Origin of the sequence: Flaviflexus ciconiae (assembly GCF_003971195.1) — a bacterium.
Lineage (GTDB): Bacteria > Actinomycetota > Actinomycetes > Actinomycetales > Actinomycetaceae > Flaviflexus > Flaviflexus ciconiae.
This window is the reverse complement of record NZ_CP034593.1, coordinates 2,320,438-2,332,576: the sequence shown is the minus strand read 5'-3', so window position 1 is coordinate 2,332,576 and position 12,139 is coordinate 2,320,438. Positions and strand designations below refer to the sequence as shown.

Below are 12,139 nucleotides of genomic sequence, written 5' to 3'. Positions count from 1 at the left end.
CCCCGCTGTCACATGCGACAGTTCAGCACGCTCATCCACGTAGGCCGTGAACTCTCGTTCACCAACCTGGAGAACAAGTGTCCTCGGGAACGTGTCTCGTCGTTCAGTGGCGGCCTCAGCCAGAGCCAAGAACGCATCTGTTTGGGCTGGTGACAAGACCGCTTCCGGCCGGTGGGTCTGGTTCGACACCACAGTCTCACCCGGCTCCAACCACCCCCACTATCAAAGAGATACCGCAGCGGGTTGACCACGTTATGCGGCCCACCCTTCGAGATCTCAAAATGCAGATGCGGGCCAGTCGAGTTACCGGTGTTACCGGAATAGCCGATGACGTCACCAGCTCGAACCCTGTCACCCGGAAAGCCAAGCAGCCTTGAGAGGTGACCGTAGTAGGAGCCGAATCCGCCGGCGTGGGCGAGGACCTTGCCGAAGCCGGTACGCCCCGCGAGAGTATCCCAGCCCTGATTCGTGATCACACCGTCGCGCCAGGCACGGACGGGGGTCCCAACAGGGACGGCCCAGTCGATGCCGGCATGGAATCCGCCCCAGCGGGGACCGAACAGGGACGTGAGTACGCCACCTGTGACGGGACGGGCGCTACCGGAGGTGGTGAGGGCTGCGATTTGGTCAGCGTACTGGCTGCCGTATGCACCGGCCGCCCGCAGGTCCTCAAGGATCGGGCTGATCACATCCGTGACCGGGACCCCGTTGATCGAGCCCTTACCTTCGTCAACGCCCTTAACCCAGTTAATGACCGAGTCGATCCGGTTAATGAAACCGTCACGCACGAACGGGATTCCGACGTTGTCACGGATCGCGCCCTTGACTGGGTTCAATGCGAGAGCGGCCGCGTCGCCCAATGCGCCCCGAACAAACTCGATCGCCTTGCCGGCCACATTCGTGACAGCAGACCACGTGCCACGCCAAATGTCCGACCACGCACCACCGATACGGTCAAACACGCTCGGATCCTTGTTGTCACCCATCGGCAGCAACGACGAAGCCGGGCTAGATCCCGCTGCACGTTGTAGGTCGCCCGGAGTCCCGGTGGTCATGGCCCGGAAAGCCTCCGCCGTCTCATCCGCCGTATAGACACGTCCGGGACGCAAGAAGTTCACCAGCTCAGGGCCTTCTTCACCGACAAGAGCCCAACCAGGAGCAGCAAAACCGCCATCAGCGAAAGCCCGGTTTGACGTGAGAGTCCCACCAGTCTGAGGGCCGCCAACGCGGCGAGCCGACCGTGAAGGGCTCGACATGGCGATCCTCGACACCTCGCCCATCTGCCAGTCCAGGCCGAGAGCAGAAGCGACCGTGTTGACAACGGGCCGGACTGCCCCGTTGATCACGTAGTCAATAATCCAGTTGATCGGCGTCTTGAACAGGTCCGTCAACCAGTTCCAGGCATCACCGATCTTCTCGACGACAGTCTCAATCGGACCCTGAAGGTTCTCAACAAACCATCCGCCCACTTTCGCAAGAAACGGGTAAATGTTGTCGTTCCAGATCCCCTTGATCTTGTTCCAGATCGTGTCCCACACGCCGACCACGGTGTCCTTGATCGTCTCCCATGCGCCGGAGAAGTCCCCGGAGAGGAATTGCACGATAGAGGTAAAGACCCCGGAGATAAGATCCCACGCGAGCGAGATTGCGCCCCAGATGAGGTCCCACGATAGAACAACGAGGTCCTTAAACATCGTGAACGACGGGCCGAGATCCTCCTGGAGGACCCGCCAAAGTTCTTGCAGTGCAGGGAACACTTCCTCCTCGAGGGTCTCCCAAATGTTCGTGAATGCGTCCACAACCGGAGGAATAATCTCGTCGGAGAGCCACTGGATAACCGGACCAATTTTCTCGTCGATCCACTCATAGCCGTCCTTGAGCTTCACGATGAGGTTGTCACCGATCTCCGTCGACCACTCCGAGAAGCCGCGCTTAACCTTCTCAACCTCGGTAGAGGTGTTATCCGAGAGCGTGTCAGCGACATCCTGGGCCCGGCCGTCAACGTCACCTAGCCCGTGGTACATCCCGTCGATTCCCTCCAGGAACTCAGGGATATTCTCAACTCCTAGGTCTTCAAGTGGGGTTCCAAAGAGGGCTATAGCGGCTTCAGCCTGCTCGGCCGGATCTTCGATATCGAGCAGCCCGTTCGTGATCTTCCCAAGGGCAATTGCAGCATCGTCACCGCCAGCGAGGATTGCATTAGCCATCTCATCAGATTTGAGCCCAATGAGGTCATAGGCCTCCTCGGAGGCTTTGGACCCGTCGGTTGCCCGGATCGCGAACTCCTTCATCGCGTCACCGGTTTTATCAATGCCGTACTGCCCCATTTCGGCGCTGGACGCGAGTAGGGAAAATGCGTGTTCGCCAGTAAAACCCAGGCTCGCCAGGTGCGGCGCGTACTCCTGAATTGCGTCCGTGTATTCGTCGCGGAGTGAGACGGGGACTTTCTGCATGCCTGCGGCAAGAAGGTCGAGGGCTTCAGCCGTGTCCCCGGCCAGTCCGCTCATGACCATTTGTCCTGCGATCTGGGCTGAATCCGCGACGTCCAAGGCGAATGCGTCCGAGAGTGCGAGTGCCTTTGTGGTCACGTCATCTAGGGCATCCGAGTCGGCCTTTAGTTCGGGCGACCATGAAAGGAACGATTCGATGCCGGACTGCACTTCGCTCTTGTCGGATCCCCAGCCCTCAGAGTAAATGTCAGAAACGATATCGGCGTAAGCCTGCGCATCTGCCTCAGACAAGCCAAGACTGGCTTGCATACGGTCGGCGTTCTTCTCGTCATCCATGCTGTCGAAGATGGCGTCCGAGATGATCGTCCCAATCCCCGCAGCGGCGATGAGGCCGCCGATCGCGCCAGCCACACCAGAGGAGAATTTACCAGAGAAGCCGGTCCCGGACTCGGACCCCATCTCAGTGAAAGACTCACCCACATCATCTGCTGACTGGTTGGCGGTCTTTTTCAGGTTGTCGAACGCACCCGAAAAGTCGCCGGTTAGGGCTTTGTCGAGCGAGTCTTTGAATCGGCCCCACTTTTTGCCCGAGTCTTCAGCACTATCGCTCAGATCGTCAGTTTCGTCTTTCGCGGCCTTGAGCTTCTTCTCAGAATCCTCGAGCGCGAGGTTGAGTTTGCGCTGCTCGTCTTCCGCCTTCATGCTGGCGGCTTCGAGCTTCTGCTCAGCAATGATCAGCCGGTCGATCGCAGTCAGTGCCTGGCTGGATTCCTCGCCGTACTTCTCGACCGCTTCAGTTTTCTTCTGCTGCGCGATCTCAACCTTACGGGCAAGGTTTTCCTGCTCGGTGGTGGCACGTTCCTCAGCCTGAACGATCCGCTTCTGGGCGTCCTCGAAGTCACGCTCCAGTCTCGTAAGGTCCGGGGCTTCCGCCTCGAAACCCTTCGCCATCGCCTTCCCAATGCTCTTACCAGCCTTGGGAGCAACCCGTCGCTCAACGTCACCGAATTGTGTGCCGATCGTCTTCGCGAGATCTGACGATTCAATCGCAAGAGAAACGTATGCGGTCGCGAGTTCGATACCTTTTGCCACGAGCCACCTCCAAAGTCATGCCAGCAGTTCCGCCCAGCCTGGCCCCAGCCACACCGTGAGCTCATCGAGCGGGACAGGTTCGCCGCCGAGTTTCTCTTGCAACTTCGTGCTGTCGCCGGGCCGTGGGATCCGCAGCAGATCCTTCTTGCTGAGCGTCTTTTTCTTCGAGAACTGGTAGACGTTCCCGTTGTGGGTTGCCTCCGCGATAATCGCAAGAAGCTGATGAAGAGGGTTTCCCCATTCCCAATGCTCGTTCGCTTGCCGAGTCAATGGAGCGTCCCATGGCAGCGTGGCGACGATGGCGTAACAGTCAGACCACCGGAACGCCGGTGTGCCGACGTCGCGCCATCGCAGGCCGCGCTCGATCAGGGTCGCTTCAAACCCTTCCGAGTGTTCATCGTGCAGGTCGATCAGGCCCGCGATTTTGGGAGATCAATCCCCGACGCTTCGCCCCACGCCTTCGACAGCTCAACAAACTCTGCCGCATCGAGCGCATCAATCGCATCAATCGTTTCAGCATCGACCCCAGCATCCTGCAGGAATTCGATGATGCCGTTGGCGTCATTGCGGCGGATCATGCGCTGCGCCTTGATCGGCATCTGGTCGGTGTCCGGGAGGACAAACTCAGCGTCCCCATAGATCTCGGGGAGGGTGAAGGAGACCATCTCGATCTTCTTCTCGGTTTTACGAACAAACTTCTTAGTTTTCTTGGCTGCCATTGCGTCCTTCTCTCAAAAAATGTGTGCGTCAATCTCGAAAAATGAGGGGTTTAAGGTGTTCGAGGCGGGCGAGACGACGCAAATCAGATTCCCGCCCCGAACACCGGTCATTAGGCGGCGGTAGTCGCGCCGTCGTCCATGTAGCTGTAGGCCTTCACGCCATCACCATCGGGGAACGCCTCGATGGTCACGGTGTAGGAAATGATCGCGGAGTGCACGAACTGCACATCGCCTGTATGGGACAGCTGCCCATCTGGGACGAATTCACGGATCCGGGTTTTCCCGTCCTTCATGTCAAACACGAATTCTTGGCGTTCGATGAGTTCCCCGCGTTCACGAATCTCAACCTGCCCGCCATGATCCGCCGTGGGAGGCGTGATGATGACGTTTTCTTCACCGTGGATAAGCTTGAGAACGGTTGCGTTCGCCGACTCTAGGAAAGTGAACGCATAGGTGACCGAGTGTTCAGATCGGACGATCTTCACTGTGGAGCCGCCCCATGCCTTGATCTTTTCGTCAGACGCATCAACAGTCTTCGTGATGCCGTCTTCACCGACAAAACCTGTCTTGATGAAGTCCGCGATCGCGTCGATTGCTGAGGTGGGTCCGGTCGTTCCGATCGGTGCAGTCAGGACTCCACCGGTCGCATCGACTGGGGCTCCTGCCAGAATTGCAGAGGTTCCTTCTGCCATTTTTCCTCCTTAGGAAATACGTTTGCGTCATCTCTCCTTGAGGGTTCGCCCCAGTCTGTTAGGGCGTGACCGTCACTGTTTCCGCACGGAAAACGAGACGGACAGTCATGGTGTAGGCCGGGACCCCAGTGTCGGGGTCCGGGTCATAGGTGGGGCGCTGGATCGTGTCACGAAACGAAACACCCGCGTGTTCTTCACCCCAGCGTTTAACGAGACCATGCAGGGTCCGTGCATTGCTGGAGGCTGTTTCCTGGTCCGGATGAAACACCAGGAACCGTATGAGAATGTCGTCGAGAACGATGTCGTAGCCGCCTGATCCACCAGCGTCCTGTACAACAACGAGGAGTCCGTCACCGGTCCAGCCGGACGGGACTTCCACCTGAATTTCCGGAAACCACGCTGACAAATATCGGAGGGCTTCGAGTTGTGGGTCGCGGCCCCGAATGATCTCAACCACGATTTTTCGCCGCCACCACAGAGACACCACGCAGGAGTGAGGAATGCTTCCTGTTGTGGTGATGCCCGGCTCCGACCGCCATGACCGATGTAGCGCCACGTGGATCCTCAAGAGCCAGCTCAGTCACCTGATAGCCAGACCGTCCCCCAGGAGGAGGAGAGCCCTGATCAAAGACAGGCAGAGGATCCCCGCTAGCGGCCTTCGACGCTTCGACTGCGACGTCATGAGCAAGCTTATTGACCAGGTCTTGGAGCTTGGGTTCCTTACGGAGCTTCTGGAACCCTTTCTGATTGAACTTAATCTTGGCCATCAGCCCGTCACCTTCTTCAGATTGATTTCGGTACCAAAGCTGGTCCCGGTGAATGGGTTTACCCAGCCACCTTCAGGATCACCCTCGACGGCGTACCGGCGGCCACGGATCGTGAATTCATCCTGGTCGCTAATGCCTGGGTCGCTGGTGAGCAGAATGCTCATCTGGGTGGAGAGCCGGGAAGGATTCGAGGTGGAGCGGGACTCCGACGAGGAACCTGGCGCAACCACGACGTTCTCCAGCGGCTCGTCCGTGAAACCCAGGATTGGCCGGCTATACGAGTCCTTACCGGTCACTCCGTGGCGATGCCACACGACTTGTTCTCCGTGATTCCACATTAGAACCACCGCTTCCCAGGTCGAGCGAAGAGCCGGTCGTAGTCACCTGGCTCCGGGAAATTCCCGGATGGTAGAGCGCCCGGTAGGACGGGGCCGAGGGCTGCGAGTTCAGCCTTGTCGTTGGAGTCGAACAGCCCGTAGCCGTTGGTGACGTAGGAGATGCTGAAAGGGCCGGCAGACTGCGACCGGACCCAGGCCTTCGTGTTGAAAACACGCTGGATCGCGCGCACAACGATCAGCCGGGCTTCCGCAGCCACCCCTGTATCTTCGGCAGCATGTGGGGCGATGCGAGCCACCCCTGCGTTCGCCGCGTCAAGAAACAGGGACAGCCACGGATCCTTGAGCTCGGGAACCAAGCTGGAAAGTTCTAGCTTGTCAAGAAGTTCAGTCATGGTTCCCTCCACTCACCTACTCGTCCTCAGCTTCGGATTCTTCCGGCTCCGCCATTTCCGGCTGCCAGTCCCGGATACCCTTCCGGTCCTTGCCTTCTGCCTCGACAGCGAGCACACGGGCGCGCTCATCCTCGTCAGCCGATTCCAGGTAGGCGATCACGTCGTCAGCCTTGTGGTCGTTCGGATCGAAAAGAACCTCCCCGGTTGGGGAGGTTTCCTTCTCTTCGGCCTTGTCTGTCTCGGCCTGCACCTCGGCAATAAAGCCACGCTCGACAAGCCACTCCAGGTCCTTCTTACGGGCATGTCCCGGGACGAGGTCACCCTTCTTGAGAATCCGAGCTTCCCAGATCCCTTTCTGGCGTGTGGGGACTGCGACACGGACGGCTGCACCGGTGACAACATGCGTCATTAGGACACACCTCCCACCACATATCCCGCGAGAGGATTCGTGACGATCGGGACGTGAGGGTTACGCGCCTGGATGCGGGTCTTGTCTGCACCTTCGACGCGGAACGTCTTGATCTCAACGCCCGTATCGTTACCGACAGCCGCATAGCCCGGTGACTGGATACTCTCACGAGCGACCCCGCCCAGACGTTGACGGTCCACGAACAGCGGATCCGACAGGGTGCCGGTGTCGTCCGAGACCCACGTGATCCCACCAATGGTGGGGAACGCACCGGTCACAGCGTTGTCTGCTGACGAGGGCAGGATCTCGATAAGCTCAGGCAGGACAGCTGCGTAGAGTTCACCGGGCAGGACCGCGGTGTCGATCTGGTAACCGAGGCGCAGTGCCCGGGCCTTCGCCTTCACAGCTTCCGCATCCGCAAGGACAGCCTTCCCGTTATCCCACGTCGCGCCCGTGTGGGACTGGGTGACTGAAGAGGCGATGACGCCCATGGCGACATCGTCAGCGGAGAAGATCATCTCCGTCTGGAGGAATGCGAGCGCGTCCTGGATGGGCTGCATCGCGGAGCGCGACACTTCCTCATCGGTGACCTCGGTTGCGATGCCTTCCTTGCTGGAAGTGTAGATGTCGTATTCACGATCGTTCATCGTGGTGAGCTGGTATTCCGCACCGGGAGCCACAGTGGTCGTGCCACGCTTGGTGCGGATCGACTCGTTCTTCGGAACTGCGATCGCACCACCCTGGATCGGGAATCGGCCGGTGAGGAGGAACAGGGACAGGAACTGCTGAGCTGCAAGGATCTCAGACAGTCGGCGTGCCACGAGAGTGGGACGCTGCAGGAAGGTCAGAACCTGGTCCGACGTCGCCGCGGACACCTGGCTCTGAGTCATAGGGTAAACAGCCATAATATTGCCTTCTTTCTTAGAGCTGGAGCGCGGCCACAAGGCCACCATCGGAAACAGAATTCAGGGCAAGCCACAGGCCACCCTCAGCAGCGGTCGCAACCTTGCCATCAGCCGCGGCCGCAAGCTTCGCTCCACGAGCGACAGCGCCAGAAGCTACGAACTCGTGGATGACCTTGCCGACCTCAACGGTCAGCTTGTCACCAACCGCGGCATCGTGACCGGCCACACCAACCACGGTGGTTGAGCCAGCCGCTGCAGGCTGGACGGACCAGTCAGCGTCACCAACTTCGACGGGCTGTCCACCGACCACGTCAGCGGACACATTGAACGTCACGGTGTGACCGGGACGGTACAGGGGCAGGTAATCAGCCATGTCTAGGCCTCCTTCTTCTTCTCGCCGAACAGGGCGTTGTAGGTTTTGTCGTCTTCGGTCATTTCAGGGTCATGATCGACACCCACCGCAGCGAGCGGGATCAGGCCAGGTTCGAGCGAGTCCAGGACCGCACCTGCACCTTCCTCGTCAGCCTTGAGCGCGTTGAGCCAATGTTCACGACGAGCGGGCGGGATCTTCCCAGCCTTTACTGCAGCATCTACTCGAGCCTCGCGCGCTGCGGTTTCCTGTGCTTCGAGAGCCGCTCGGCCGGCAGTCGCGTCAGCCTGGATCTGTTCGAGGACAGCGGTCTCGATGAGTGAGGTGCCTTCAGGCAGATGAGCTTCAACCTTGGTGTCGCCTTCGTTGAGAGCTTCATCGAGGGCTGCGAGGAACATGTCATCCGTGATGTCGGCGACCTGGGCGGTCATGCCGAGCCGTTCGCGGATCCCGTTCTTCAGAGCGTCAGACATAGTGTCTTCCTTTCTTGTGTTTTCTTTGGGTTTCCCAGGCTCGGCCTGGAAATCTTCGTGCGTCGTCTGCGGCATGAACGGAGCAGGAGCCTCGTCTCGCCCCGCATGGTTAAAAATCATGAGACGTTGATTCGAGATCTCAGCCTCTTCGCTGTCAGCAACTTCATCAGCTAGGCCGGCAGTGACTGCTTCCTCAGCGCGATACCACTGCTCGGACTTCATCACCTCGCGCCACTGCTCACGTGTCCCGCCAGCGCGGCCAGCATAGACATCCGCGATTGAGTCAGAGACAACGTCGAGAGATTCGATCATCTTCGCCATCTCTGCTGCGTCGCCGTAACAGAATCCTGATGCGTCGTGGATCATCATCTGTGACCCACGATTCATGACAATCTTGTCGCCACACATCGCGATCACAGACGCTGCACTTGCCGCGATCCCGTCGATCGTCACGGTCACGTCACCGGGGAAGTCACGGAGGATGTTCATGATCGCGATCCCCGCGAAGGCATCCCCTCCGTTGGAGTTGATATGCACGTCAAGCTGATCGGCTTCGAGTCCTCGGAGCTGCCGTGCGACAGTCTGTGTATCCGTGCCCCAGTACCCGATCTCGTCATATATATCGAGGCGCGCGGTCGAGCGCCCACCCTCGGTTGTGTTGGTGATCTGAAACCAGTCATTGTTCGGTCTATAGGTCTTGCTCATGGTCTGCCTCCTTCGGGCTCATGATTGTTCCTTTGAATTCCCTTGCCGTCCCAGTGTCGGCAGCGGGGAGCCCGAACCTGTTCCGCATGAATTCCTCTAGGGCATCGTCGGGCCGGATCACTCCGGTCTGGACCAGCGACTGCAAAGCTTGCGCGGTCGGAGGCGTTTGTGAACCAATCTCGTCAAACACGATCGAGGGTGCCGGAACAGTTTCACCGAAGTTCAGGTCCACGAGGTCTTCAATAATGTGAGCTGTCGCGGTTTCCGCGATCTGCTTCGCCACCGTCTGTAACGACATGGTGAAGAAGTCCGCAAACGTTGTGCCGAGAGCCCACGAACCGGTCTGCGTCCCGAGCGTCAAGAAATGCGCCAACGCCGATTTGGCCATCTGCTCGTCGTAGTACTTGATGGGTTCGGCTGCGTCCGGCAACTGACCCTGCACGCCCAGAAGCTTCAGGTCACTGCCATGTGGGAGTGATGCGCCGGCGGTCTCTCCTGCACGTAGCCCGGACGCGATCTTCTGTCCTTCCGCGATCTGCTGTTTCTCGCGTGCGACGAGCTGCGCATCATCCCCGTAGGGTCCGTCATCACGGGGAGGTGCGGTCACGACAGGGATGCCGAGACCGTTTCGTTCCACGGTCATGGCCTGGACTCTCAGGAGACGGTCTTTCAGCAACCAGTATTTGTAAGAGCTTCGCAGGACGGAGGTGCCTGACCAGGCCGCACCCTCACGCTCATTCACGTAGGCCACGAGCCGGTTGACGGGGATCTTCGCGTTACGTCCACCATCGAGTCCTTGCTCAACGGAGACAAGCCCGCCATCGGCTGCAACGTTGATTTGCGCGATTGTTGCCTGGGGCCGGTAGCCGAGTTTCCGGATCCACAGCCGCCCATCGTCCCGGGCTTCATAGACTTGCTCGAAGAAGGCGAACCCAAAGTCGAGGCTGGTCAGGGCTAGCCGGAGGTGTTCCAGCCAGGAGAACCTGCCACGCGACCGGAGTCGCTTCCCATCCGTCTGCCCATCGACAGGGAGCCCCAAGTTTTGTGCCACAAAGGTAGTCACTTCAGGGTCCACGCCGTCAGCGTTCAGCCGCCAGTTCGACCGCAAGATCGGGAGCTTGACCGCCTTCAAGACAGTTTGGAGTTGTGTTTCTTCACGCCGCATCCGTTTGAACACGCTCGTGGATTGCGGGAACTGGAGGTCAAGATTCTCTTCATCGTCAGCTTGCGTCAGTGTGTTCCAGCCACCCATGCTTCCAGCAGCGGGAACGGCGTACCCGATTTCCGACATCGGTCACCTCCATTCAGAAACGAACATTCAACAGATCCACGCCCGACAATCCGAGGGAATCTCTTTCAACAACTTGGACCGGATCTGCAGGAGGCCGGCTCGATGAGCGGGTCTCAGCTTTCTGCACTCCCCACAAGGCGAGCGTCATTGCCTGCAACGACGTCACAGGCTCAAGAGGGTCGCCTTGCGTCCACGTCTTCAAATCCGCCACCTTGCTCATGACGCGCGGGACCGCGTTCTGGATCGCGATCACAACCTCAGCCTGGTCAGGGTGTGCCACCACCCCATCGTTCACGTGCTCGATGAAAAGGTTGTAGGCCGCACCGATCTCGTTCATGCTCATCGACATGAACTTGACCCGTGCTTTCTGCAAACTCGGAATAATGGGGGCCGCGTTCTTGTCGTCGAGAACAACGAGGACCGCTGCATGCTTCTTCTGCAGCTCAACGAGCCTGTCCGCTACCCACCTTGTCTGCACCCGCGTATCGAGGTGTTCAACAAAGATCCGATCATCATCGAGCCTCTGTCCGCCCGCGATCGTGGAATAGCCACCACCGGGACCGAGAACAACAGCGAGGACAACCCTGCTGCCGAGTCGGGCAGGGATCACTCCCTCACCCCACTTCTCAAGATCCAGGTCATTCGCCTGTTTCTCTTCTTCCGAGACCTCGGCTCGGTCAGGCCAGATCGAGAGCCGCTCCCGCGCGAAACTTTCCTTATTCGGTGACACGTCACGATCGAACTGGTCCTGGATCGTGTCAAGCTTGATCAGGAACGGCGACGACGGATTAGCCTCAAGCCACACATCTTCATCACTGAAATCGATCGAATCCACCGTCTCCGGGTTCTCCGACCCAACAGGGGACCATTCCATCCAGCCGGTTCGTGATTCCTCTTCCGAACGGCCACGATCACGGACTCCCTCGAACACTTCAGAATCGTTCACGCCCTCCTCGGGGACCGTTCCGCAGAAGAATTCCTGCCGGTTCGGTACCGCCGACTGCGTGTAGGTGAGGGCCGTGTGCGCTTGTTTCGACTCTTCCTGTGCCTCGTCCTGGATGATGACGTCACCAGAGAAGCCACGCCCAGACGATTTCGAGCGGGCAACGAACAGGACGCGGTCACCCATCTTCTGCCCCTTGCGAGGCTTGAGCCGGATCGACCCCTTCCCGTTCGCAAGATAAATATGGGCTACACGAGCCATGAGCGACGGAGAGGCCTCAATGATCGACCGGATCCGCTCGAACCCGTCATCCGACGTCTTCACTTCATGCGCTGAATACAAGATTGTCTTCCGTCGATTATCGGCCCGCGGAAACAAGAACAGGTGCGCGAGCGTGTACGCGACGAGGATCTCGCCCTTCCCGTTCTGGCGAGATACAAGCAGCCCGAACTCGTTCGCCGCCCACTCCCCCTGATCATTGACCGCGAACGTCGCGTCAATGACATGCTTCTGCCAGTCGAACAGTGAGACTCCGACAGCCTCACAAAACCGGATGACCGTCGGACCATGTGACCCGACCGAGCGAGGACGCT

At 59.1% G+C, this 12,139-nt stretch carries 15 protein-coding genes; 1 reads left to right on the top strand and 14 read right to left on the bottom strand.

All coding sequences use genetic code 11. From position 1 onward, the window contains the following. Positions 1 to 8: 8 nt before the first annotated feature. From EJ997_RS10285 to EJ997_RS10220, 14 genes are all read right to left on the bottom strand, one after another. Positions 9 to 3,542 carry a peptidoglycan DD-metalloendopeptidase family protein gene (locus tag EJ997_RS10285; protein ID WP_126704474.1) on the bottom strand — a complete coding sequence of 1,178 codons (3,534 nt, stop codon included), beginning with the start codon at positions 3,540 to 3,542 and terminating at the stop codon, positions 9 to 11. A gap of 15 nt (positions 3,543 to 3,557) precedes the next feature. Further along, positions 3,558 to 3,812 (bottom strand): hypothetical protein, encoded by a 255-nt coding sequence (locus EJ997_RS10280; protein ID WP_126704473.1) that lies wholly within the window; start codon positions 3,810 to 3,812, stop codon positions 3,558 to 3,560. A 140-nt stretch (positions 3,813 to 3,952) separates the two neighbouring features. After that, positions 3,953 to 4,261 carry a hypothetical protein gene (locus tag EJ997_RS10275; protein WP_126704472.1) on the bottom strand — a complete coding sequence of 103 codons (309 nt, stop codon included), beginning with the start codon at positions 4,259 to 4,261 and terminating at the stop codon, positions 3,953 to 3,955. Between the two features lie 110 nt (positions 4,262 to 4,371). Beyond that, positions 4,372 to 4,953: a phage tail tube protein gene (locus tag EJ997_RS10270; protein WP_126704471.1), complete on the bottom strand. Its 582-nt coding sequence runs from the start codon at positions 4,951 to 4,953 to the stop codon at positions 4,372 to 4,374. A gap of 58 nt (positions 4,954 to 5,011) precedes the next feature. After that, complete coding sequence (locus EJ997_RS10265) at positions 5,012 to 5,332, bottom strand: hypothetical protein (RefSeq protein WP_126704470.1); 321 nt, start codon at positions 5,330 to 5,332, stop codon at positions 5,012 to 5,014. Between the two features lie 70 nt (positions 5,333 to 5,402). After that, positions 5,403 to 5,720: a hypothetical protein gene (locus EJ997_RS10260; RefSeq protein ID WP_126704469.1), complete on the bottom strand. Its 318-nt coding sequence runs from the start codon at positions 5,718 to 5,720 to the stop codon at positions 5,403 to 5,405. Beyond that, complete coding sequence (locus EJ997_RS10255; protein ID WP_164719953.1) at positions 5,720 to 6,034, bottom strand: hypothetical protein; 315 nt, start codon at positions 6,032 to 6,034, stop codon at positions 5,720 to 5,722. The genes EJ997_RS10260 and EJ997_RS10255 overlap by 1 nt, the downstream gene beginning before the upstream one ends. Before the next feature lie 23 nt (positions 6,035 to 6,057). Continuing rightward, entirely contained in the window at positions 6,058 to 6,450 is a 393-nt protein-coding gene (locus tag EJ997_RS10250; protein WP_126704467.1) for a hypothetical protein, read from the bottom strand. 16 nt (positions 6,451 to 6,466) lie between these two features. After that, positions 6,467 to 6,859: a hypothetical protein gene (locus EJ997_RS10245; RefSeq protein ID WP_126704466.1), complete on the bottom strand. Its 393-nt coding sequence runs from the start codon at positions 6,857 to 6,859 to the stop codon at positions 6,467 to 6,469. After that, positions 6,859 to 7,764: a phage major capsid protein gene (locus EJ997_RS10240; RefSeq protein WP_126704465.1), complete on the bottom strand. Its 906-nt coding sequence runs from the start codon at positions 7,762 to 7,764 to the stop codon at positions 6,859 to 6,861. The genes EJ997_RS10245 and EJ997_RS10240 overlap by 1 nt, the downstream gene beginning before the upstream one ends. A gap of 16 nt (positions 7,765 to 7,780) precedes the next feature. Next, positions 7,781 to 8,137 carry a capsid cement protein gene (locus EJ997_RS10235; protein WP_126704464.1) on the bottom strand — a complete coding sequence of 119 codons (357 nt, stop codon included), beginning with the start codon at positions 8,135 to 8,137 and terminating at the stop codon, positions 7,781 to 7,783. Positions 8,138 to 8,139: 2 nt separating this feature from the next. After that, the gene (locus EJ997_RS10230; protein WP_126704463.1) at positions 8,140 to 9,312 is read right to left on the bottom strand and encodes a head maturation protease, ClpP-related; all 1,173 of its coding nucleotides are present in this window, start codon (positions 9,310 to 9,312) and stop codon (positions 8,140 to 8,142) included. Then, on the bottom strand, positions 9,296 to 10,603 hold the full coding sequence (locus EJ997_RS10225; protein WP_126704462.1) for a phage portal protein family protein: 1,308 nt from the start codon (positions 10,601 to 10,603) through the stop codon (positions 9,296 to 9,298). The genes EJ997_RS10230 and EJ997_RS10225 overlap by 17 nt, the downstream gene beginning before the upstream one ends. 13 nt (positions 10,604 to 10,616) lie before the next feature. Then, a complete protein-coding gene (locus EJ997_RS10220; protein ID WP_126704461.1) occupies positions 10,617 to 11,870 on the bottom strand; it encodes a hypothetical protein in 1,254 nt (417 codons plus the stop codon). Between the two features lie 60 nt (positions 11,871 to 11,930). On the opposite strand from EJ997_RS10220, the gene EJ997_RS12975 reads away from it, so the two are divergent. After that, positions 11,931 to 12,074, top strand: coding sequence for a hypothetical protein (locus EJ997_RS12975; protein ID WP_164719951.1), 144 nt, complete (start codon positions 11,931 to 11,933; stop codon positions 12,072 to 12,074). Positions 12,075 to 12,139: the final 65 nt, after the last annotated feature.